Source organism: Enterococcus sp. E4-223 (assembly GCF_035727065.1).
Classification (GTDB): domain Bacteria; phylum Bacillota; class Bacilli; order Lactobacillales; family Enterococcaceae; genus Enterococcus_B; species Enterococcus_B faecium.
In genome coordinates, this window is the sequence record NZ_JAPMLH010000004.1 from 225,991 (window position 1) to 250,638 (window position 24,648).

At 38.3% G+C, this 24,648-nt stretch carries 21 protein-coding genes; 19 read left to right on the forward strand and 2 right to left on the reverse strand.

Annotated elements, in window-relative coordinates; all coding sequences use genetic code 11:
• The first annotated feature begins 179 nt into the window (after positions 1-179).
• From OS139_RS07620 to OS139_RS07685, 14 genes are all read left to right on the forward strand, one after another.
• A complete protein-coding gene (locus tag OS139_RS07620; protein WP_016628221.1) occupies positions 180-2,957 on the forward strand; it encodes a sigma 54-interacting transcriptional regulator in 2,778 nt (925 codons plus the stop codon).
• 80 nt (positions 2,958-3,037) lie between these two features.
• Positions 3,038-3,457 carry a PTS sugar transporter subunit IIA gene (locus tag OS139_RS07625; protein ID WP_002332149.1) on the forward strand — a complete coding sequence of 140 codons (420 nt, stop codon included), beginning with the start codon at positions 3,038-3,040 and terminating at the stop codon, positions 3,455-3,457.
• A gap of 11 nt (positions 3,458-3,468) precedes the next feature.
• On the forward strand, positions 3,469-3,939 hold the full coding sequence (locus OS139_RS07630; protein ID WP_002287114.1) for a PTS sugar transporter subunit IIB: 471 nt from the start codon (positions 3,469-3,471) through the stop codon (positions 3,937-3,939).
• Between the two features lie 16 nt (positions 3,940-3,955).
• The gene (locus tag OS139_RS07635) at positions 3,956-4,735 is read left to right on the forward strand and encodes a PTS mannose/fructose/sorbose/N-acetylgalactosamine transporter subunit IIC (protein ID WP_002287115.1); all 780 of its coding nucleotides are present in this window, start codon (positions 3,956-3,958) and stop codon (positions 4,733-4,735) included.
• Positions 4,722-5,543, forward strand: a complete 822-nt coding sequence (locus OS139_RS07640; RefSeq protein WP_002287116.1) for a PTS system mannose/fructose/sorbose family transporter subunit IID — start codon at positions 4,722-4,724, stop codon at positions 5,541-5,543. Before OS139_RS07635 ends, OS139_RS07640 begins: the two co-directional genes overlap by 14 nt.
• 16 nt (positions 5,544-5,559) lie before the next feature.
• A complete protein-coding gene (locus OS139_RS07645) occupies positions 5,560-6,609 on the forward strand; it encodes an SIS domain-containing protein (protein ID WP_002307258.1) in 1,050 nt (349 codons plus the stop codon).
• 12 nt (positions 6,610-6,621) lie between these two features.
• A complete protein-coding gene (locus tag OS139_RS07650; protein WP_002332147.1) occupies positions 6,622-7,626 on the forward strand; it encodes an SIS domain-containing protein in 1,005 nt (334 codons plus the stop codon).
• A gap of 632 nt (positions 7,627-8,258) precedes the next feature.
• Positions 8,259-9,278, forward strand: a complete 1,020-nt coding sequence (locus OS139_RS07655; protein ID WP_002287121.1) for an NAD(P)H-dependent glycerol-3-phosphate dehydrogenase — start codon at positions 8,259-8,261, stop codon at positions 9,276-9,278.
• 42 nt (positions 9,279-9,320) lie between these two features.
• Complete coding sequence (gene galU, locus OS139_RS07660; RefSeq protein WP_002287122.1) at positions 9,321-10,202, forward strand: UTP--glucose-1-phosphate uridylyltransferase GalU; 882 nt, start codon at positions 9,321-9,323, stop codon at positions 10,200-10,202.
• Positions 10,203-10,500: 298 nt separating this feature from the next.
• Positions 10,501-10,878, forward strand: coding sequence for a hypothetical protein (locus OS139_RS07665; protein WP_002298948.1), 378 nt, complete (start codon positions 10,501-10,503; stop codon positions 10,876-10,878).
• 605 nt (positions 10,879-11,483) lie between these two features.
• Positions 11,484-12,098, forward strand: coding sequence for an SIS domain-containing protein (locus OS139_RS07670; RefSeq protein WP_002332146.1), 615 nt, complete (start codon positions 11,484-11,486; stop codon positions 12,096-12,098).
• Between the two features lie 772 nt (positions 12,099-12,870).
• Positions 12,871-14,610, forward strand: coding sequence for a putative basic amino acid antiporter YfcC (gene yfcC / locus OS139_RS07675; protein ID WP_325066866.1), 1,740 nt, complete (start codon positions 12,871-12,873; stop codon positions 14,608-14,610).
• Between the two features lie 156 nt (positions 14,611-14,766).
• Positions 14,767-15,951: a beta-aspartyl-peptidase gene (gene iadA / locus OS139_RS07680; protein ID WP_002287126.1), complete on the forward strand. Its 1,185-nt coding sequence runs from the start codon at positions 14,767-14,769 to the stop codon at positions 15,949-15,951.
• 110 nt (positions 15,952-16,061) lie between these two features.
• Positions 16,062-16,265, forward strand: coding sequence for a CsbD family protein (locus tag OS139_RS07685; RefSeq protein ID WP_002287127.1), 204 nt, complete (start codon positions 16,062-16,064; stop codon positions 16,263-16,265).
• A gap of 99 nt (positions 16,266-16,364) precedes the next feature.
• Here OS139_RS07685 and OS139_RS07690 read toward each other — a convergent pair whose 3' ends face one another.
• Both OS139_RS07690 and OS139_RS07695 read right to left on the reverse strand, forming a co-directional pair.
• A complete protein-coding gene (locus OS139_RS07690; protein WP_002298949.1) occupies positions 16,365-17,027 on the reverse strand; it encodes an ABC transporter ATP-binding protein in 663 nt (220 codons plus the stop codon).
• Positions 17,028-17,039: 12 nt separating this feature from the next.
• The gene (locus tag OS139_RS07695) at positions 17,040-18,542 is read right to left on the reverse strand and encodes an ABC transporter permease (RefSeq protein ID WP_025481519.1); all 1,503 of its coding nucleotides are present in this window, start codon (positions 18,540-18,542) and stop codon (positions 17,040-17,042) included.
• Positions 18,543-19,089: 547 nt separating this feature from the next.
• Here OS139_RS07695 and OS139_RS07700 point away from each other — a divergent pair.
• The 5 genes from OS139_RS07700 to OS139_RS07720 all read left to right on the forward strand — a co-directional run bounded on the left by OS139_RS07700 (position 19,090) and on the right by OS139_RS07720 (position 24,590).
• Complete coding sequence (locus OS139_RS07700) at positions 19,090-20,769, forward strand: ribonuclease J (RefSeq protein ID WP_002287130.1); 1,680 nt, start codon at positions 19,090-19,092, stop codon at positions 20,767-20,769.
• A 126-nt stretch (positions 20,770-20,895) separates the two neighbouring features.
• Positions 20,896-21,375: an aminoacyl-tRNA deacylase gene (locus tag OS139_RS07705; protein WP_016628226.1), complete on the forward strand. Its 480-nt coding sequence runs from the start codon at positions 20,896-20,898 to the stop codon at positions 21,373-21,375.
• A 218-nt stretch (positions 21,376-21,593) separates the two neighbouring features.
• The gene (locus OS139_RS07710) at positions 21,594-22,274 is read left to right on the forward strand and encodes a metal-dependent hydrolase (protein ID WP_002332143.1); all 681 of its coding nucleotides are present in this window, start codon (positions 21,594-21,596) and stop codon (positions 22,272-22,274) included.
• 7 nt (positions 22,275-22,281) lie between these two features.
• Positions 22,282-23,613, forward strand: a complete 1,332-nt coding sequence (locus OS139_RS07715; RefSeq protein ID WP_325066867.1) for a DRTGG domain-containing protein — start codon at positions 22,282-22,284, stop codon at positions 23,611-23,613.
• 14 nt (positions 23,614-23,627) lie between these two features.
• The gene (locus OS139_RS07720) at positions 23,628-24,590 is read left to right on the forward strand and encodes a DHH family phosphoesterase (RefSeq protein ID WP_002287135.1); all 963 of its coding nucleotides are present in this window, start codon (positions 23,628-23,630) and stop codon (positions 24,588-24,590) included.
• The last annotated feature ends 58 nt before the right edge of the window (positions 24,591-24,648 follow it).

The window sequence follows — 24,648 nt, forward strand, 5'->3', positions numbered from 1 at the left end:
AGCCTCCTTATTCTTTCATATGTTGAAATTCCAGTATAAAAACTGGAAGGAACTGTACGTTTTTTAGAATAAAAATTATAAGGGATAAGTAGGCTGCTGTCTATAATAAGATATATTTTTCAATTCTTTATTAAAGATTTTATTGACAAAATGAATCCGTTTTCTATGATGGAGGAGGGGTGAATAAGTTGTTGAAGAAGGAAATTTTATGTTACTTAGAGAACCAGACAGCCTTTTTCGATTTAGAACATATGAACGAGGTCTTTACAGCACAAAGGTTAGCTGATCATTTTGGGGTAAAAAGAAACACAGTCAGTCATTATTTGAACCAGTTAAATGATGAGCAACTACTAGTCAAAATCAATTCTCGACCAGTGATTTATTTCCACAAAGAAGCTTTTGAAAAACAATTTTTTAAGTTACGCACGAATTTTTATTTTTCTATCGATGATCTCAAAGAGGAACAGCCTTTTTTCGCGCAACCAAAAGACTTATTCTCTTTTATGATCGGATACGACGCCAGTTTGAAAGAAAGTATCGAACAAATCAAAACAGCTCTTTACTATCCAGATGGCGGATTACCACTTTTGATTACAGGCGAAAGTGGCACAGGTAAAAGTTATTTAGTTAATTTGGTCTATCAGTATTGTCTGCTTCATGATCTGCTAGAAGATTCTGCACCATTCATCACTTTTAATTGTGCACAATATGCAGATAATCCTGAACTTTTGACTAGCAATTTGTTTGGACATGTTAAGGGAGCGTACACTGGTGCAGAAGAAAATAAAAAAGGGGCTTTTGAAGCAGCAGATGGTGGGATCTTGTTTTTAGACGAGGTACATCGCTTAACACCAGAAGGTCAGGAAAAACTGTTCACCTATCTTGATCAAGGTGTGATTTATCGTATGGGAGAACCTAATTTGTCACGCCGGATCAAAACACGTCTCTTTTTTGCTACGACTGAAGAGATTACTAGTCATTTCTTAACAACTTTCATTCGAAGAATACCTATCCGAATCGAACTACCTGCACTTAATCAGCGTAGTCGTAATGAACGGCTAGAACTGATTTACTCTTTTTTTCTCGAAGAACAAAGAAAAATGGGGAGCCCTTTGTCAGTCAGTGGACCAGCTTTGTCACTTTTAACAAGTCAGAAATTATCCGGAAACATAGGAGAGCTGAAAAATATCGTCAAAGTTTCAGCAGCAAAAGCATATGCTGAACAGCGTGAACAGCCTGAAATCCATGTCACGATCCATCATTTGCAAAAAGAGCTACTTGCGCAGCCTATTACTAAAAATACAGCACAGCAAGGAATCTATATTACGCAAGACCAGACCTTAGAGCAATTAATGGAGAAGCAACAGCCCGAACAGCAGCGAATCGTTAAAAGTTTTGAGCAAATCCTACTTGATTTCAAGAAAAATAACTGTCTGCTATATTCTTGCGAAGGAAAATTAAAGCAAGAAGTGATTCAATTATTTGATTTTTTGCTGTTTGAGACCAGTAGACAAGAAAAACACGAGCTGCTGGTTTATTGGACACAATCTATCCGAGAGACCTTTCGACAAATGGAAACTGCCTATCAAATCAAATTCGATGGAAACAGTGTCTATGCCTTGAGTTACTATCTCTATCAGCGAAGCACTATCAAATGGTTACCGGAAGAACATGATATTATCCAACTAATCAAAGAATTAGAACAACAAGTTTCTCAGTCTTATCCATCTAGTTATCACTATGTCCAACGAATTCTGGAATTAAGTAAGATCAAATTAGATATTGAAGACACAAGTATGGATCGGATTTTACTGACGATCTATCTAAAAAAAGCGAAATGGTCAAAAGAAAAACGACTGCCAAAAGCGATGATTGCTGCTCACGGTTATGCAACTGCTAGCAGTATGGCAAATGTAGTAAATCGTTTATTACAAGAGGATCTATTTGAATCATTTGATATGCCACTAGATGTCACACCACAGCAGATTGCTTCAGAAATCCTTGATTATTGCGAAAACAGCGATGTTTCAAATGGATTGATCATATTAGTAGACATGGGATCTCTGAAAGAAATCCATCAGTTTTTTAAAAAACAGTTATCCGTACCGCTTTTGATTTTGAATAATGTAACGACACCTTTAGCAATCACAGTAGGGGAATGCCTGCAAAAAAATGTATTATTAGAAGAGATAGCAGAAGAGACTGTTCGACAGATCCAGCCAGAATGGCGACTGCTCTATCCAGAGGAAAACAAACCCAAAGCACTCATTACTACTTGCTTCACTGGAATCGGTACGGCGGTCCACTTAAGTGAACTGCTAGAAAAAAGCTTACCTACGGCTTGTCAGTTGAAAATCATCCCATATGAATATCAGCAATTAAAAGATAAGAAAAACAGTGACCCATTATTTTCCATATACGAAGTCGTAGGAATGATTGGCACCACAGATCCTGATATCACCAATATTGACTATCTTTCATTAGAAGACCTCATCTCGGGGGAAAAGATGTCTGTACTAGCTGAATGGTTGGACACTACTATGAATGCTTCAGAGAAGGAAATATTCAATCAGCGCATCATTCGTAATTTTTCATTGGAAAAAGTACTGGATTCCGTGACTATTCTAGATACAGAGAAGGTGATGGGAGAAATCGATCATTTTATGAGAGAATTAGAGGTGCAGTTGAATCGAAGCATCAGCAATCCCAAAAAATTAGCGTTGTATGTCCATGTGAGCTGTCTCATTGAACGATTGATCCGACAAATGCCAATCGAAACCTATCAAGGATTAGAGAAATGGAAGCAGTGTCAAAAAGAAGGGTTATCTGCTATTAAATCTGCGTTTAGTGTCATTGAAGAGCATTATAGTGTCATGATCCCCAATTCTGAGATTGCCTATATCTATGATATTTTGAGTGAAGATACAGAGTTTCTCTCGATAGAAGAAGAATTTTGAACATAAGCAAGTTGTTGCCACTAATTTTGGCATGCAACTTGCTTTTTTAGTATGTGTAAGTGAAAAGAGGAGATGAAAAAGTGGATAGAGAAATTATTTTAGCTTCCCATGGAAAATTTGCTTCAGGGATATTAGATTCATTAGAGCTGATCTATGGGAAAAATCATTCTATTACTGTATTGGATTGCTATATTGATGAGAATTTTGATTTAGCGGAAACAGTAAGCCAGCTTTTTATGAGGTACAAAGATAAAGAAATCATTGTTCTGACGGATCTTTTTGGCGGAAGTGTCAACAACGAATTCTTACAATATATCAATCGGGATCATGTCTATCTCGTTGCCGGATTGAATTTGCCACTATTGATTGAGCTAGTATCTCGGTTGGACGCTGAAGTAGAGACAACTGTTTTGATCCAGCAGGTGCTAACTGATTCAAAAAAAATGATCCAGTTTTGTAACGAGCGGCTCAATCAGAAAATAGAAGAAGACGAATTTTAGGAGGAAGAAAAATGATTGTATTGACAAGAGTCGACCATCGGTTATTACACGGACAAGTAGCTTTTTCATGGACACAAACAATAGGCGCAGACTGTATTTTGATTGCTAATGATGATGTACCTACGAATGAGATACGAAAGACAACGATCAAATTAGCCAAGCCACAAGGAGTCAAACTAGTGATCAAATCAATTGATGACTCGATTGCCGCGTTGAAAAGCGGGGTGACAGATAAATATAAGTTATTCATCGTAGTGGAATCGATCGAGGATGCATATAAGCTGGCAGAAGCGTATCCAGAAATCAAAACCATCAACTTAGGAGGGATCAAGGCAAAACCTGGTACTCGCAGCATCGGAAAAGCGGTAAATATTTTACCAGAAGAGGAGGAACGCTTGAAACGATTAATTGACAAACAAATAGAAGTAGAAATCCGTCAAGTACCAGCAGATAAAAAAGTGGATGTAAGAGAAGTTTTGTAAGAAAGGAAGAATCTCAATGATTGTACAAGCAGTCTTATTAGGAATTGTTGCATTTGTCGCACAATCAGAATATGCACTAGGGACATCGTTGCTTTCTCGTCCGATTGTGACGGGGCTGTTTACAGGAATCGTGTTAGGTGATGTAAAAACTGGGATCATTATGGGCGCAACTTTAGAGTTAGCATTTATCGGATCGTTCTCAGTAGGTGCTTCGATTCCACCTGATGTTGTGACCGGTGGGATTTTAGGGACGGCTTTTGCTATTACAGCTGGAGCCGGTACAGAAACCGCGCTTTTACTAGGTTTGCCGATTGCTACGTTGACATTGATATTGAAAAATATTTACTTAGGGCTTTTGATTCCAATTATGAACCATAAAGCAGACAATTATGCAGAAGAAGGAAATTATAAAGGAGTCGAGCATATGCACTTGCTTGCCGGTATCGGTCTTTCCTTGATGCTTGGTGTTGTGGTAATGGTTTCTTATATGGTGGGAAGCAATACGATCGGAAATCTATTAAATATGATTCCTGACTTCGTTCAAAAGGGGTTGTCAGTAGCTACAGGGTTGATTCCAGCTCTTGGTTTTGCGATGCTTGCTCGTTTGCTGATCAACAAACAAGTTGCACCATATTTTTTCTTAGGTTTTGCTATAGCTTCTTACTTAGAGATTCCTGTGACCGGAGTAGCTATTTTTGGTGCGATTTTAGCAGTTGTGGTAGTCAATATTATGAATGTCCGTCAACTACCACTTCAAACAACTGCAGGGGAGGTAGAAGAAGATGAAGAATTCTGAGATCAAAAACAGCAAAATAACGAAAAAAGAGCTAAATCACGTATTTTGGCGTTCTTTTCAAATGGAGTTTTCTTGGAATTATGAACGTCAGATGAATATGGCTTATGTTTATGCAATGATTCCGATTTTGAAAAAGTTATATCAGTCGAAAGAAGAAATGGCAGCAGCTTTGAAACGGCATCTAGAGTTTTTTAACACGACCCCACATATCGTTACACTGATTTTAGGAATCACGGCTGCAATGGAGGAAGAAAATAAGGATGATCCTGAATTTGATGTGACTGCGATCGATAGTATCAAAACATCTTTGATGGGACCTCTTGCAGGGTTAGGAGATTCTTTCTTTTGGGGAACTTTGCGATTGATTGCCACAGGTGTGGGTACCTCTTTAGCCATGCAAGGAAATATTTTAGGCCCTATCTTGTTCATTTTGATTTTCAATATTCCGCACATTCTGTTTCGCTATCTAGCAACAGGTTGGGGATATCGCTTAGGAACGGGTTTTTTGAAAAAGATCCAGGCAAACGGTATGATGGAAAGTTTGACATTAGGCGCGTCTATTATTGGACTGATGGTCGTTGGAGCAATGACTGCCACGATGATCACCATCAATATTCCTTTAAAAATCGGTTCAGGAGAAAATGCTGTGACTGTTCAAAGTATTTTTGATGATATCGTTCCAAATATCTTATGTCTTGGAGCATTTGGCATAGTGTTTTATCTATTGAAGAAAGAAGTGAAACCATTAACGATCTTGATCGGACTAGCTTTCTTTGGAATTTTTGGTTCGTGGATAGGGATTTTTTAAAAAAGGAGCAGAGAAAATGTTTACGATGCAAGATTATATCTATGAAGAAAAGGAAGTACTAAGTACGATCTTGAAAAAGAATGATTTTTCGACAAGAGAACATATGAAAAAAACAGTGAATTTACTGATCTTAGCAACGGGTTCATCTTATAACGCTTGTTTAGCAGCGAAGCCAGCATTGGAATCTTATGGTGATCTTACTGTCGATATTCAAGAACCTTTTTATTTTTTCCATTATGGAAAACTTTCTCCTTCAATCGATACTGTGATTGCTGTGTCACAAAGCGGGAAAAGTGCTTCTACTGTTGAAGCAGTAAAAATGATACAAAAACAAGGGTTACCTGTTGTTGCTATCACAAATGACGTGCAAAGTCCACTTGCTTTAGAAGCTGCACAAATTATTGATTTAGGTGCCGGGGTAGAATCAGTAGGCTTCGTTACAAAAGGCTATTCTGCGACTGTTTTACAGTTACTACTCTTAGGGATAGGAATTGGAATAAGTAAAAATAAAATCAGCAAAAAAATAGAACAAGACTACATGCAACAGTTGCGCAAAATAATCAACCATTTACCAGCGATTATTCAAAAAACGGAAGAATTTTTTGATGGATATCAAAGTTTATTTCGTTTAGCACAGCGTTTCGTCACCATTGGATATGGTCCAAACTGGGGAACAGCTAAAGAAGCAGAGACGAAATTGACTGAAACAATCCGCGTTCCGTCACAAGGATTTGAGTTAGAAGCTTATATGCACGGCCCATACCTGGAGGCAGATACTTCGCATTTGCTATTCTTTATTGAAGGGGAAAGTGTAAATAAGGAACGTTCGCAAAAGTTGCAAAGATATATGAGTCGGTACGTTGGAGAGACTCTCACCATTACCACAAAAAAAGCAAGAAACGAGAAAACACTTGGATTAGCAATAGAATGTGATGAATATCTGTCTGTATTAGCGCTTGTCGTTCCGTTTCAACTATTCGCTTATAAAACCGCAGTAGCTAAAGGTATTGACTTGAACAAAAAGATTTTTGAAGACTTTGATACAGTCTTGAAAAGTAAATTATAAGAGGTGGAAATCATGCTGAAATTCAATGAAGAAGAACAAATCAAAGCAATAAAAGGCGCACTAGCTTTACGTCCGCAAGTAGAAGAAATCATCGATAAACTTTATGCGGAAAAATTTGACGCTGTCTATTATCTAGGAATCGGTGGAACGTATGCTTCCTCGATGCAAGCTGTCACTTATATGAATGGGAAAAGCAACTTGCCTGTCTTTGTACAGCATGCTGCAGAATATTACACTACTGGAAACAAAAGATTAACAAAAGATTCTATCGTTGTCGTGTCCTCTGTTACTGGGACAACCCAAGAAGTAGTGAAAGCAGTAGAAGAAATCAAGAAAGTAGGAGCGACACTGATTGGATTTATCGATAAAGCGGAGAGTAAGTTGTCTCAACTATGCGATTTTGTGGTTACTTATCCAGCTCCCGGAACAGAACAAATCAAATTTTTTATGGTAGCAGATCGATTGATGTATTTGCATGGGGAATTCGAAGATTACTCAGAGTACTATGAACAGCTCGAACATTATTTGCCAACAGGGTTAGTTGAAGCAGAGAAAAAAGCAGATGCATTTGGCTTATCATTTGCAGAAAAGCATCGACGTGATAGCATGCATTATTTTATCGGAGCAGGGAATCAATGGGGAGCTGTTTATTCATATGCCATGTGTTACTGGGAAGAACAAAGCTGGCTCCCATCGAAATCTATCCATGCTGCCGAGTTTCTTCACGGGACGTTAGAGATCGTTGAAGAAACGACCCCAGTCACTTTATTTTTAGGCGAAGATGAACAGAGAGTGTTATCTGAACGTGTAGCTAAACTTTTGCCAAAAATTTGTAGTAATTATACATTGATAGATACAAAAGACTATCCAGTAGAAGGTATCAGCGAAAAATATCGCGGACGTGTTTTGTCTTTCTTATTGATGCATGTAGTGACACAACGCATCGATGCTCATGTGGAGCAGTTGAACTGCCATCCATTAGAGATACGCCGCTACTATCGTCAGTTTGATTATTAGGATAGACTGGATAAAAAGAATATAAAAAATAAAGAGAGCAGCGATAACTGCTCCCTTTATTTTTTTAAAATATTGGCATCAATTACGTTATAAAACACATTTTTTGCATTATCTACAGTTCAACTTATAATCTGTTTAATGGGACATGTGGGTGCCAACCATTTTTTGTTATGCAATAGTACTATTTTGTTGTTGCATGGATCCGTAGTAAAAGTCCAAGTACAACGAGTTGCGCCAGTTTACATAGCGTTTTGTATCCAGAATGTTGACTAAAACAAAAGTTCCTATGTCAACCGTCAACAGAGACAATCTGTCCGTTGCAGGACCTGACAGATTTAGAAATGTTCAATCTGTCTCTTATGTATTTTAATTCAATACTCACTAGGAGAAGTTTCCTAACCTCCTAATAGTAATGCTGGTAGTAACATTGTCAAAACTGCTTCCTCTTAGGAACAAGCAAAGCATAACGAGTGTAAAAATAAAATGTAGACTATTGTAACATATCATTGATTATTTCAAGTAAAAACGATAAAAGAAGTAAACAAACACTTAAAAACAATGGAAATTAGTCCCAACTTTAAGAAATGTATACTATAATGGAAATTATCAATTATTTATTTGGAGGAATATCCATGAAACAAAAAATCGCAGTTCTGGGTCCTGGATCTTGGGGCACTGCTTTAGCACAAACATTGGCAGAAAACGGGCATGATGTCCGTATTTGGGGAAATGTACCTGAACAGATTGATGAAATCAATAAGTATCATACAAATCAGCATTTTTTGCCTGATTTGACGATCCCAGAATCGATTATCGGATATAAAGAATTGGCAGAAGCAGTGGATAACGCAGATGCTATTTTATTTGTTGTTCCAACAAAAGCGATTCGTTCAGTCGCACAGGAACTTATTGGTAAAATGAATACTAAGCCAATCATTATACATGCAAGTAAAGGACTAGAACAAGATACGCATAAACGAATCTCAGAAGTTTTGGCTGAAGAAATTCCAGAAGAAAAAAGACAGGCAATTGTTGTATTATCTGGTCCTAGCCATGCTGAGGAAGTGGCAGTACATGATATCACAACAATTACAGCTGCAAGTATTGATCAAAAAGCAGCAGCCTATGTACAAAAACTGTTCATGAATGATTATTTCAGGATTTATACAAATAATGATGTGATTGGCGTAGAAACTGGTGCAGCACTGAAAAATATCATTGCAATTGGTGCCGGCGCTATCCATGGATTAGGATTCGGAGATGATGCAAAAGCAGCAATCATGACTCGAGGATTGGCAGAAATCAGCCGTCTTGGTGTCGCGATGGGTGCCAATCCTCTGACATTTATCGGTTTGAGTGGTGTGGGGGACTTGATCGTTACTTGTACAAGTGTTCATTCTCGCAATTGGCGTGCCGGTAACTTGTTAGGACAGGGACATAAGCTGGAAGAAGTTCTAGAAAACATGGGAATGGTCGTTGAGGGTGTGGCAACGACAAAAGCAGCAGTAGAGCTAGCTCAACAGCTAGGTGTTGAGATGCCAATTACTCAAACAATCTATAATGTTTTGTATAATGGAGAAGATATCAAAAAAGCAGCAAAAGAAATCATGTTACGTGACGGAAAAATGGAGAATGAATTTTCTCTTCGTTAAATAGATGATCAATAGTTAATCGTCGTTTAGGAGGAACAGCAAGTGAAGGTCAAAAAAGCAGTCATTCCTGCCGCTGGGCTAGGAACACGTTTTTTGCCGGCAACAAAAGCCATGGCAAAAGAAATGCTTCCAATCGTGGATAAACCAACGATCCAGTTTATTGTGGAAGAAGCATTGGATTCGGGAATCGAAGATATCTTGATCGTAACGGGAAAAGAAAAAAGACCCATTGAAGATCACTTTGATGCAAATATCGAATTGGAAAACAATTTGCGGGAAAAGGAAAAAACAGAATTACTCGCTTTAGTTGAAGAAACGACTCAAGTCAATCTTCACTTCATCCGTCAATCTCATCCAAGAGGACTGGGGGATGCCGTGCTTCAAGCAAAAGCATTTATAGGAAATGAACCGTTTGTCGTCATGCTGGGGGATGATTTGATGAAAGATGATATCCCATTGACTCAACAATTGATGATGGATTATGAAGAAACACAAGCTTCCGCTGTTGCCGTCATGCGTGTACCAGAAAATGAAACATCTAAATACGGAATTATTGATCCTAAAACAGATAGCGAAAAGGGGCGTTGCAGAGTAAAAGGGTTTGTAGAAAAACCTGAAATGGGAAAAGCACCAAGTAATTTAGCCATTATCGGACGTTATCTACTGACTCCTAAAATATTTGAGATATTAGAAACTCAAGAACCAGGAGCAGGAAACGAGATACAGCTAACGGATGCACTTCAGACTCTTAACCAGACAGAGGCGGTCTATGCGAGAGAGTTTAAAGGAAAAAGATACGACGTAGGCGATAAGTTAGGATATATGAAGACAAATATTGAATATGGACTTCAACATTCGGAAATTGGGACTTCATTAAGTGCATATATTATCCAGTTGAGTAAAAAGCTAAGAACAGAAAGTTAACTGGAAATAAGTGGCCTGCTGAGAATGAAAGGCTATTTGTTATTAAAGCGGCAGCTTGTGCGTCATTTGCGCAACTGTCGTTTTAGTTTTTTGACTCTAGATCAGTTGAGTCGTGGAAAACGAAAGATAGAAAAAGACTTTCGTGAATAGATTCAGAAAATATTCTGCTAATGGTTTAATTTTTTTTTAAGTTGTATAAAAGAAAATGATTACATAAGAGAAATGAAAGCCAAGCCAGAAGATTCATAGTAGAATAAAAAGGCGAATTTTTTAATTATAAAAAAGGTGTGTGTTCACTATGGGAAAATTAGTCGCTGTTGCACAGTCGCTGCTTGATATACTCAAGTGGCTGATGGAAGGAAGCAATTGGATATTTGTGTTGCCACTATTGCTTATTAGTCTATTTATCATGTTTCGCATGGTCAGAAAAAAAGAAACGTTTCTGATTTTTATCTGGTATGCAGCATCCGTTGCGGTTGCTACCTTGATGGTTGAATTGGCGTTAGGTAGTTGGGAAGCTTGCGTATTTGCTTTATTTTTTGCTGTACTGTATCTAATCATTTATATCCCATATATGAAAAGAAAGTCTCGGATAGGCAGAAAAGGTAGACATACAACTACTTTTTCTAGTACAGATTCTCTCGAACAAAGTAGAAGAACGAGAAGAAGACGGTAATATTTAGTAGGTATACGCAAAAAAAGATAAAATAATGGATAAACTATTGAGATGAGAGATTTATTTAATTGGTGGAAAAAAGCTTTTTTCACTTATATAAAAGAATCTTTTTTTAAGGAATGCTTGTTGTATCGGGATAAGCCATTCCTTTTTTTATGTTATTTTTATATATATAAATCATACCAATGTTTTTTTGTATTTTCGTGCTTGCACTTGGATAAGAGATTACTTACAATAAATTCAGATAGAAACAGCTGAATAAAAAAAGGCTCCCTGACCCTTAGTTGGCGCTAAGAATCAGGGAATGACCAGTCACACACATACACCCTGACCGATCATTTTGCCATAGTCAATGCAGTGCATCGACCTAATTTATTGTACCTAATCTAGGGTGAAAATTCTACCCCTATGTAGATATTTTCCATGGTCTGCACGTTGTTTTATTTGCTATGTCAAGGTATTGGGCGTATTCGTTCAATGCCTTTTTTGTGTTTGAAACAGCAAAGACCACATGTGTTACTGTCTAACTACTGTTTTTTTATGTACTTCCTTAGATTAGGCAGCTGTTTCTATTCATGTCAAGTATAGCTAGGCGGGAGAGATAAATGAGTTTATGTTATTTTGACTATTATCACCAATTGGAAGAGAAATTAAGGATAGAAGAGCCGCTGATGCTTCAAGCTGGCACTTGGATCGCGAAACAAATTAATCAAGGTGGTAGATTGCAGTTATATGCTAGCCGCACACTAAGTGGTGTAGCATTTGAATTTTGGGATCAAACCCCGGATCTTGTACCAAGTATATTGATTGAAAATCCAGCCGGAGGTGTCTATGAAACGCTAGAAGGTGCAGGACAGGCAATTATTGATCAGCTTTCTGTCAAATCAGAAGACATTTTTCTTCTTCTTTCGAATGAAGGAAGAAACCCGGCAATCATCGAACTAGCTCAGTGGATCAAAGAAAATGGTCATCCATTAATCATTGTTACTGGATTTGATTTGTCACGAAGTATCAAATCGCAACATAGCAGTGGTTTGCGATTATTTGAATTTGCTGATTTGGTTTTGGACAACCACGCCAATTTACATGATGCAGTCTTGACTTTGCCAAATCTAGATCCAGCGATCTGCGGAACAGCCTCTCTTGCAACGATCTTTTTGCTGCAGCAAGTTTTGTATTTTACAGCAAAACAGCTAGTCCAGGACACAAGTGGAAAATAGTTATCCACATGTTGACAAAGTTCCTTAAAAAAATAATGTTCCACATAAAAATGGAGCGTTTGAAAAAAAGAAAACGATTATTAATGAGGATTAACAACGACTACTTTTTTTATTTTAGTTATTTTAAGATGGATCATCTTTGATTTTAAGCTTGTTTTGTTTAAAGTTTGTTATTTTTATAAGTTGTTTCACAGTTATGAGAAATGAGTTATAAGAATATGTAGTGTCAGAAAAATAAAAAGTAGTGGAAAAAGAGACAAGAAAGAATCCATATGGATTCTTTCTTGTCTCTTAATACACGTTGATGAAAGAGTCTTCCCCAAAACTCTTTACAAAGTAATTATAGTACATTTGTTATCATTATTGCAATGAAGTTTACCTGATATAACAAAATTGTCCAACAGGATACCTTTTTCTAATAGAAAGAAAATACACAAAAATTGAAGGATAGATAATGGATATTTATAAGTGCTTATTATTTTTTTTGCAATGAAATTCAATTTTTCAATGATTGTAAAATGAAAAAAACAGGACGAGATTTTCTCTAATCTAAAAATAAAAAAAGAATTTTAAGGAAAAACAGAGAAATAAAATACTTAATATAAATGGAAAGAGAAAAAAATAATCATACATAGGAGAAAAAAAGCAAAATAGAAAAAAGTGATTTTCTAATAAATTATTCATGTGGAAATGTCATTTTTACTGTATAATTCATTTGATTATCCATTTTTTATTCATCAAAATTACTGAAAAAAGAAAGGAAGAAATAAATTTGAAGAAAACAAATTCTTCAGGAAAACCGAAACGCGACTTCACTAAATTATCGACACCGCATACGTATGTCATTATTTTTGGTGTAGTCATCTTTGCATGGATACTGACTTTTGTCGTTCCAGCAGGAAAGTTCAGCACGCAAGATATTGAATACAAAGATGCAAATGGCGAAACAAGTACTCGTACTGTTTTACGTCAAGATTCCTTCCGTTATGCTTACGAGCTGGATAAGTCGTATGTGTTTGATCAATTAGAAGAACTGCAAGATCATCCAGCAGAACGTGAAAAACTGGATGTTCCGGAAAAAGGATTGGAAAAAGTCATTGCTGACGGAGAAAAAAATCTTACGCAGGAAAAACTAGATGAAATCTCCTTGACAGATGATGTGCTTTACGATCAGTACGGCGAAAATATCTATGATACTTCTAAAAAATTGCATAAAACAGCCAAAATATGGGGAACAGATGATTTTGGCGGCTTTGGTTTCTTAAATTTTGTTTTTGAAGGACTAGTATCTGGAGATAAGTATGGATCTGCTGTAGGGATCGCTGCATTGATCCTTGTTGTTGGAGGTGCTTTTGGTATTATTATGCGTACCGGAGCGATCGACGCAGGTATCTATGCGTTTATCAGTAAAACTAAGGGACTGGAGCGTTTAGCTTTACCGCTATTATTCTTTGCTTTTTCATTCGGTGGCGCTACATTCGGGATGGCAGAAGAGGTAATTCCATTCTCAATGGTGATGGTTCCATTTGTCATTGCGTTAGGATATGACTCGATCGTAGCAGTAACCGTGACTTATGTCGCATCTCAAGTCGGAAATGCGACCTCTTGGATGAGCCCGTTTAGCGTAGCGGTGGCTCAAGGGATTGCTGGAATCCCCGTGTTGTCTGGTGCGACATTCCGATTGATTATGTGGGTAGTTGTTACTGCATTAGCCGCTGGTTATATGATGATATATGCAGAAAAAACCCGTAAAAAACCAGAAAGTTCGTTGACTTACAAATCAGATGATTATTTCCGTTCTCATATCAAAAAGACATCTGATGAAAATAAAAAATTCATGCTTGGGCATAAATTGATCTTATTAGAGATGTTAGTTGTCCTTGTCTGGATCGTTTGGGGCGTGACTCAAAAAGGCTATTACATTCCAGAAATTGCTTCTCAATTCTTTGTGATGGGATTAGTTGCTGGAATCATTGCTGTTCTTTTCAAATTAGATGGAATGAAAGTCAATGACATCGCTTCTTCTTTCCAATCTGGTGCAGCTGATTTAGCTGGTACAGCAATCGTAGTAGGTATGGCCAAAGGGATTCTTCTTGTCTTGGGAGGATCTGATGCATCTGTTCCTTCAGCTTTGAATACGATTTTGCATGGGATCGGGACAGCGTTGACCGGTGTTCCAGCTGTCATTGGTGCTTGGGCGATGTACATCTTCCAAAGTTTGTTCAACTTGGTTGTTACATCAAATTCAGGACAAGCAGCTTTGACTATGCCAATCATGGCTCCACTGGCAGATTTAGTAGGTGTATCCAGACAAGTAGCAGTTCTTGCTTATCAGCTTGGTTCAGGTTTTATGGACGCTTTTACACCCGTATCAGCCAGCTTGATTGGTGTGCTAGGTGTTGCACGGATCGAATGGGCAAAATGGGCAAGATTCCAAATCAAGATGCAAGGATTCCTGTTTGTTTTAGGAACTATTTTCATCATGATTGCCATTGCAATAGGTCTGCAGTAGTACTGGAGACCTGTAAATAAAAAAGTAATCCAAACAGTAGATAAGGACTCCAAGAACCGTCATTTTACGGTAAAATCAAAGGAGTAAAGATTCTATCGTTTGGATTATTTTTTAAGATCCTATCATCAGTTATACTTAAAGAAAGAGGAAAAATGTATGAAAATCATTCGACAAATTGAAGTGTTTGCACCAGATTACTTAGGAAAAATGGATGTACTGATTGCCGGTGGGAAGATTTTGGCTGTAGAAGAACAGCTAGAAGGCGGCTACGAAGGAGTGGAAGTAGAAGAACTTTCAGGTGAGGGAAAAGTACTAACCCCGGGTTTCATTGACTGTCATTTCCATATTTTAGGTGGAGGAGGAGAAGGCGGTTATCAAAATCGAACGCCAGAAGTCACATTGAGCCAATTGACTACAGCTGGTGTAACGACAGTTGTCGGTTGTTTGGGAACAGACGGAGAAGGTAGAGATATGACTGCGTTGATCAGCAAAGCGAAAGGTCTGGAAGCAGAAGGAATCTCCACTTATGTATACGAAGGTTCGTACCGATTGCCGGTAAAAACAGTAACAGATTCTATCATCAAAGACTTTTTGACAATTGATAAAATTATCGGAATCGGAGAAATCGCAGTATCCGATCACCGTTCTTCTCAGCCAAGTTTTGAAGAGTTCGCTCGTGCAGTAGCAGATGCTCGCGTAGGAGGTATGTTATCCGGAAAAGCTGGGATCATCAATGTCCACTTAGGCGGAGGAAAAAGAAAGCTAGAGCTATTGACACGAATCGTAGAAGAAACAGAAATTCCGATCACACAATTTTTGCCTACTCATGCAAATCGCACACCAGAATTATTTGAAGCTTGCGTGGCATTTGCCAAACGTGGTGGCACGATTGACTTCACTGCTAGCGAAGATCCTGATTTTTGGGAGAAGACAGATGGTGAAGTTCGCTTCAGCAAAGCACTGAAACGATTGATCGAGGAAGATGTTTCTTTAGATAATTTCACGATGACCTCAGATGGACAAGGAAGCTTGCCTTATTTTGATGAAAACAATCATTTCCTAGGGTTAGGAGTAGGAAGTGCCAAGGCATTGCTAGTAGGGATCAAAGAAGCTGTGCAAAAAGAAAGTATCCCTTTGGAAATCGCCTTACGAGCTATAACCAGTAACCCAGCACGTATATTGAAATTGGATAAAAAAGGAAAAATCGAAATTGGTGCTGATGCAGATCTGTGTATCTTGGATAAAGAAACGCTTGATATTGATACAGTTATCGCTAAAGGAGAAATAATGGTCCAAGAAAAAGAAGTCAAAGTATGGGGGACTTTCGAAAAAAGTTTTTAATCAACAGCTCTAACTATCTTTTTTAGAAAACGAGCGTTCTGTTTGTCTGTATCTGTTGTTGATGTTACCCTGAAGGTAGATCAATAAACAAACTAAGAGGAGGAAGCACAATGGCAGATTTAAAAGGACGTTCTAAAGATATGAAAGATAAAGTAGTCGGTGAAGGAAAAGAAGCATACGGCAAAGCAACAGACGACAAGAGCAAAGAAACAGAAGGAAAAGCACAATCACTAGGTGCTGACATCAAAGAAAAAGCTCGAAATTTAGGCGACGAAGTCAAAGACAAGTTTTCTCGAAAAGACGAAAAAAAATAAAAACCACTTATTACTAATTGAATCAAGCAAATAGAAATCCGAAGCATATCTGTCTCGCAGATATGCTTCGGATTTTTTATTTGATCATTATCCTGTTTTTTAAACTTCGATTTTTTGAAATTTTTTATTTTTTAGTTCAAAGACTTCATCACAGCTTTTTGCTACTTCAATCTCATGAGTCACGATGATAATACAGCGATTTTGTTCATGGGCGATTTCTTGGAAAAGTTTGACGATATCTTGTGAAGTTGTTTCATCTAGATTTCCAGTAGGCTCATCCGCTACGATTAGTTGATGTTCGCAGCAGATAGCACGAACGATAGCGACTCGCTGCTGCTGACCTCCCGAAAGTTTGGTCACCTGTTTTTTTGCTAATATTTCATCAATTCCTACACGAGCCAGTCGATCTAAAGCAACTTGTCGATAATTCTCTTGCTTGGTCTTAGTGATTTCCATTGCTGCTATGACGTTGTCTAGAGCCGATAAATAAGGAAGCAAGTTGTAAGCTTGGAAAATAATCGAGACATCATTTTTACGATAACTTCTTAACCCGATTTTGTTCAGTGAACGATCTTGATAGTATACCTTTCCTTCTTTTGGTGTATCTAGTCCAGAAATAAGCGAAAGAAAAGTCGTTTTTCCAGAACCACTTGCTCCTAAAATAGCGTACATTTTTCCAGCTTCGAAATTCAGTTCTACATCTTTGTAAAGCGCATCTTGCGGATCTTGATACCAAAATCCCAATTGTTCTGTCCGTAACATCAAATTCCTCCTTTAGTTTAATAGGATTTTTCTTGGGTTTAATCTTAATATCCCTATAGAAGCTAAAAAGACAGAAAACAGACTGATTCCAAATGCTACTCCGGTTAATAGTCCCAATTGTGCAGGTTTGACATTGATTTCCAATTCGCTGACTTGATCAGAAACAGCAAATGGATTATTCGTGTTTCCTTGTTGACCACCGCGTTGACCGCCTTGTTCTTGTCTGTTACCTGGCATTTGTCCACCGCCAGGAGCTTGCTGGTTTTGTGTCGTGGTTTCTGTCTGTTGGTCAAGTAGCTGCTGTCCCACGGCATTCGCGACGACGTTTCCGCTAAGCGAAGCAACTCCTAATGCAAGAATCATACAAATAGCCACTTCGGTAAACAATTGGAGAATGATTTTACTTCTGGATTCTCCTAAAGATAGCAAGACGCCTAACTCATGCCGACGCTCCCGAATGGTAATCATAATGATCAGAGTAAGTATGATAATACCGGCTACAGCCACTAGTAAAACAACATTTTTAGAAAAACTTGCCACGTTGTTTAAAGGTTCCAACATTGACTGATACATGGAATCATTTGATTGTAAGCTAAATGTATCTGTGTCGATCAGCTTCTCAGCTTCTTTGAGAAACTCATCCATTTTATCTGGATCAGATAGAGTGTAAACAGCAGAATCTATCGTGTTATCGTCAGATGTCCCATTTAGTTCATTTGCAAAAGTGTAAGAAGTGTAAAGTGTATTCGACGGATTCATGAAGTTGAATTTCATACCCATACTGCCGCTTGTTTCGCTGGATTCATAAATTCCTTTGATCGTCATTTCATAAGTGGTATCTTCATCTTCAGTACTCGTGATTGTGAAAGTATCTCCGACTGCCAGGTCATTTGTTTCTGCTAGAGTAGAATCAATGACTACATTGTTTGTGCCTTTGTCGCTGTCATCTATTCCTTCACCATCCGTGATTTTTGCTGTTCCATCAGAAAAATTACTATTTTGTGCAGTTGCTGACACACCACTGATTTGAAAGTCTGCTTGAGTCATTTGCGGATTCCCGCCCATTCCTCCAGCAGGTTCACCGTCTGCATCAGTAGTTTCTGAACTGTCTTCACTTGAATCAGAACTAGTGATGGCAGTTATTCCATCTTTTGCCATAGCTGAGGCGGAACTTTCAAAGGAATAACTCTTTACATTATCTAATTCAGCTATTTTTTCCGCGTCCGTTAAGGAAACTAGTGTAAGAGAAAAACTGCCTGGATCTGGACGTTCTTCAGTGGTAGAACCGCTTGAAGAAGTTTGTTCCTGTTTTTTAAATGAAGCTTCTCGATTGGCACTTAAAGTCACTGTTGCTCCAACTTCTTTTTGTGCTTGATTCGCTGCTTCTTCTGCAGCGCTTCGAATCGTAAGGCCAGCTAGCACAAAAATAAGAATGGCTGTGAACACGGCAAACAATAACAATGAACGTCCCCATTTTACTTTTGTACTTTTCCATGCACGTTTCATAAAATTCATATTTTGCATCCCTCCTAGTAGATGCATTTGATAATAGATAACCTATCTTAAAGCTAGCTTAAATCTTATGCTGTTTGCACACCATCAACATGAGGTTCTGTATATATCAAAAGTCACTATAGTTATTGCAAAAAATGTGGTAAAATGAAAAAAGTATGTTTCAAACCGACGAAGAAGAAATGAAAGAGGAATAGCAAAAGAAATCCTAGATGCTACAGAGGGATTTTTACGTGCATAGTTGTTCTAACAATTGCTGATACTAGCGATTTAGTTTATTTGTTGTATAATAATGGGGAACAGCTGAATACTTATATAAGTATTTTGGCTATAGCGTTTCGCAAAAGATCCATTTTGTTAAAGAAGTATATCCAAAATAAAATGCCCATCCAACTGTCAGAACGCGGATGTGATGGTAATTTTCCTGCTGATTCTCCATAAGTTGAGAAGTAGTAATTTTGCATATGCTTCATTGGAATGGCTCATATATTTAGATAAAGAAGAAAATCGACATCTTTAAACTTGGATGTCATAAGAAGAGGTGAAGTTTGTGAGTACCATTAAAATTATCCCATTAGGCGGCGTTCGTGAAAATGGAAAAAACATGTATGTCGCAGAAGTGGGCGAGGATATTTTTATTTTAGATTGTGGGCTAAAATATCCTGAAAATGAGTTGTTGGGGATCGACGTCGTAATCCCTGATTTTACGTATTTAGAAGAAAACATTGATCGTGTAGCTGGTGTCTTTTTAACACATGGACATGCAGATGCGATCGGGGCGCTTCCTTACTTGTTGTCGAAAATTTCTGTACCAGTATTTGGAACGGAGTTGACGATCGAGTTAGCAAAATTGAATGTCAGTCGTAATGAAGCAGCCAAAGGATTTAAGGATTTCCATGTGGTAGATGAGCATACAGAAATCGACTTTGGTGAAACAGTAGTGAGCTTTTTCCGTACCACTCATACGATACCAGATTCAGTGGGGATCAATCTGAAAACAAAAGAAGGTAGTATCGTTTATACGGGAGATTTTAAATTTGACCAAACGGCTATCCCAATGTATCAAACAGATTATGCACGATTGGCGGAAATCGGCAAAGAAGGAGTCTTAGCCTTACTAAGTGAATCGGCAAATGCAGAAAATCCTCAGCCTGTAGCTTCTGAAGCCCAAATAGCAGATGAAGTATTTGATACGATCAAATATTGGGAAGGGCGTATCATCGTCGCTTGTGTAGCAAGTAATTTGCAACGAGTGCAACAAGTATTGGATGCAGCAGAAAAAGCACAACGAAAAGTTGTCTTGACTGGTCAAGATTTCGAACGAATTATTCGCACAGCGATGCGTTTAGAAAAACTTCAATTACCAAGTGAAGATCTGCTTGTTACGTTGAAAGACATGAAAAACTATGATCCAGAAGAACTGATCATTTTAGAAACTGGCCGAATGGGTGAACCCATCAAGTCTCTGCAAAAAATGGCAAACGGTACACACCGTAATGTCAAGATTGAAGAAGGGGATTTGGTTTATATCACTACTACGCCAAGCATCGCGATGGAAACCATCGTGGCGAAAACGGAAGATATCATTTATCGAGCTGGTGGAACAGTGAAGTTGATCTCTGAGAATATGCGCGTTTCTGGCCATGCCAATCCTAATGACTTGCAATTAATGATCAATTTGATGAAACCAACATATTTTGTGCCAGTTCAAGGAGAGTATCGTGAATTAGCTGCTCATGCAGATTTGGCTCATGCAGTAGGGATGCCATACAAAAATATCTATATTACTGGACGCGGAGACGTGCTGGAATATAAGAACAAGCGTATGAGTGTTGCAGGAACTACAAGTGCAGAAAATGTAATGATTGATGGATTAGGCATAGGTGATATCGGAAACATTGTTTTACGTGATCGAAAAATCTTGTCAGAAGACGGGATTTTCGTAGCGGTTGTCACTATCAGTCGGCGAGAAAAGAAAATCATTTCAAAACCTCAAATTACTTCACGGGGATTCGTTTACGTAAAAGCTAGCCGTGATCTGATGAAAGAAAGCAGCAATATGATTGAAACAATCGTTGAGAAACATTTAGAAAGCAATGATTTTGAGTGGAGCAAATTAAAGCAAGACATCCGAGATCAATTAGGCCGTTACTTATTTGAACAAACAAAACGCCGCCCAGTGATCTTGCCAGTCATTATGGAAGCTACTCAACGTCGAAATAAAAAATAAACAAAAAGAGTAAGATGAACCTCTCTATAGAGTGCTCGTCTTGCTCTTTTTTTGCGAAAAACAAATAATTTTTGAATACAGCATCCCTCGCTTTATAATAAACGATAGAATAAAGGGAGTGAATCAATGATGAGTCAAACAAAAGTCGAACGTTATTTAGAAGAACAAAAGATCAGCTATCAACCACTTGATTTTAGTCATGTGGTAGAAGAATCTTTCACAGAAGAACTACAAAAAAGAGGGATTGATCCAGCTTTGATATGTAAAACTCTCGTAGTGAAAGGAAACAAAACTGGGGTGATCATCGCATTGATTCCTTTGAACGATCACTTAGATTACAAAAAAACGAGACAAGTGACGAAAGATCGTAAAGTTGGTTTTCCTGGAATGGATTTTGTATTAATGCATACAGGATATCCCCACGGAGCAAACACCCCTATTGGAATAAAACTCACACATCCTGATTATTGTTTTTTAGCAGATAGTTCTTTAAAAGAAAAAGAAGAAGTAATTGTGTCAAGTGGTGAAATCGGGAGAAGCCTTCGGATAAAAGTAGCCGATTTAGAAAAGATCGTCCATCCTATTTACGCTGATTTAATTAGTTAAGGGACGAGAAGAGAAGCTAAGCAGAGCAGAGACCTCAAACTTGAGATTATATCTGCTTGGTACTTGGTGCATCCTGTATTATCTGTTACAATTGCTTTGTACATACTGTACTATCAATCCAATGAAAATATATTTAGCAGCTATATTTTTTCATTGATGTGCAAGTGATGAAATCGTTTTTAATAAAAAAGATACAGAGAAAACGCGAGGTGTAAAATATGAAAATTACGTATCATGGACATTCCTGTTTAATAATTGAAATGGAAAATGGCCAACGCGTGATGATTGACCCGTTTATTACAGGAAATCCATTGACAGACTTAACTGCAGAAGAAGTAAAGACAGATTGGTTGCTGATTACTCATGGTCATAGTGACCACATAGGAGATATGATTCCTATTGCAAAAGAAAATCAAGCCACAATTATCAGTATTGTTGAGATTGCTGATTATGCGAACAGCAGAGGAGTAGATTCATTCGGTATGAATATCGGTGGAAAACATGCGTTTCCATTCGGCGTGGTAAAATTCGTACATGCACAGCATAGTTCAAGCTATGAAGTAGACGGTATCGTTCAGTATATGGGCGAGCCTAGCGGAATTATTATTCAAGCAGAAGGAAAAACGATTTATCATGCAGGGGATACTGCTTATTTCAGTGATCTAGGATTGCTTGCAGAAGAATTCGATATTGATGTCGCTTTCTTGCCGATTGGCGATAACTATACGATGGGGCCAGAAGATGCAGCAAAGGCTGCGCAAACAATTCGTGCCAAGAAAGTAGTTCCAATCCATTACAATACTTTCCCTGTCATTGAACAAGATCCCGAATCTTTTGTAGAGTTACTGGAAGATAGTGAAGGAAAAATAATGAGCGTCTCGGAAACGCTGGAAGTGTAGGCAGAAAATGGCGACAAAACATGATTTGATTTTAGAATATATTGAAAGTTTACCTGTTGGCAATCGAATTTCTGTAAGAAGCATCGCAAAAGAATTGAATGTCAGTGAAGGAACAGCGTACCGTGCAATCAAAGATGCGGAAAATGTCGGACTAGTTTCAACAATTCAACGAGTAGGGACCATCCGTATCGAACGCAAATTAAAAAAACATATTGAACGTTTGACATTTGGCGAGGTCGTCAGGATCATTGAAGGGGACGTTTTAGGCGGGGCGGCAGGATTAGACAAGGTCTTGAATAAATTCGTCATCGGCGCGATGACTAAACATGCCATGGAACGCTATATTACGCCAGGATCACTAATGATCGTCGGCAACCGGGCGGAAGTCCAAAAATTAGCATTGGAAGATGGCGCCGCAGTATTGATCACAGGAGGATTCAATACGACTGCTGAGATTGCAAAGCTAGCTGATGATCTTGAAATGCCGATCTTACGCACCTCTTATGATACATTTACAGTCGCAACCATGATCAACCGAGCGTTAAGCGACCAATTGATCAAAAAAGATATCATGCTTGTCAGTGATATCTATATGCCAGCTGAAAAGACTCATTATTTGCAGCAGACAGATACGATTTCTGATTATCAGCGTTTGTCAGAAGAAACGCAGCATTCGCGTTTTCCAGTCGTCAACCGCCATCATCGTTTGATGGGGATTGTTACGGCAAAAGATGTTTTAGGGAAATCGCCAAACCAGATCATCGATCGGGTGATGACGAAAGAACCAATCAGTGTAAAGAAAACAATGAGTATTGCCTCTGTTAGCCATCAAATGATCTGGGATGGGCTAGAAGTCATGCCGGTCGTTTCCGATGACTTGACATTGGAAGGCTTGATTACCCGGCAAGATGTAATGAAAGCGATGCAGCTTGTCCAGCGACAACCGCAGATTGCAGATACGATTTCGGATCAGATATATGGAAATATCCATACGATTGATACTGACCGTGAAGGAAATCGTTTGGAAAACCCTAAGTTCAAATTCGTAGTAGCACCACAAATGGTCAATGGCGTTGGAACCATTTCTTTTGGCGTACTTAGCGAAATCATTTCTGATGTCGCACAAAAAACAATGGTGATGAACCAAAAACGAAATATCTTGATTGAACAAGTGAACCTACATTATTTGCGGCTGATCCAATTGGAAAGCGAATTAGACATTCGTCCACGTGTATTGGAAATCGGCAGACGTTCCGCTAAACTGGATATCGAAGTGTTTATTGAAAACACCATCGTTTCCAAAGCAATCGTTGTTTGTCAAGTAATGGAACGTTCTTAGAAAGCAGGAGTGAAATGACAGTACAGCAAGAAATAGTAGATACAATAAAAAAATACGATAAAATCATTATCCACAGGCATTTGCGCCCTGATCCTGATGCATTAGGATCACAAGTAGGATTAGCAGAACTATTACGGGAAAGTTTCCCAGAAAAAGAAATACGTCAAGTAGGTGAAACGATTGAAGGGCTTCGCTTTTTAGCAGAAATGCAAGAAGTTGAAGATGTCTTCTACCAAGGAGCGCTAGTCATCGTGACTGATACAGCTAATTCACCCAGAATCAGTGATCAAAGATATCAGTTGGCAGAAAAACTGATCAAAATCGACCATCATCCCAATGATGACCCTTATGGAGATCTTGTGTGGGTAAATACAAAAGCAAGTAGCTGTAGTGAGATGATTGCAGAATTTGCTTTGATGTTTCCTGAATCTTTAAAGATGAACGTTAAGGCTGCACGGTTACTTTATGCAGGAATCGTCGGAGATACAGGGCGCTTTTTGTATCCCTCCACGACGTCCCGTACATTAGAGATTGCTTCGATATTGAGAAATTATCCATTTGATGCAAGTGCTTTGAACAGAGAGATTGAACAAATGCCGATGAAAGTCGCTAAACTTTCTGGTTATCTTTATCAAAATATCCAGGTGGATGAAAATGGTGCAGGAAGAATTATCCTTCCGCAAGAAATTCTTGATAAATATGGAATCGATGATTCAGAGACAGCTTCGATCGTTTCACTTCCTGGAGTGATTGATGAAGTGCTGGCTTGGGGGATTTTTGTTCAGCAGCCTTCAGGGTATTACCGCGTACGTTTACGTTCTAAGGGGCCGATCATCAATGAATTGGCTAAACGCCATCATGGAGGAGGCCATCCATTAGCAAGTGGTGCGAATGCAAAAGATTTAGCAGAAGTAGAGGAAATCTATAAAGAGATCCAAGATATATGCCAATCGTATAAGAGCAGAAAAACAGAATGATACTTCGTTCGAAAACGTGCCTTTTGTAGTAAAAATCACAAATGTATCTTTTCAAGAT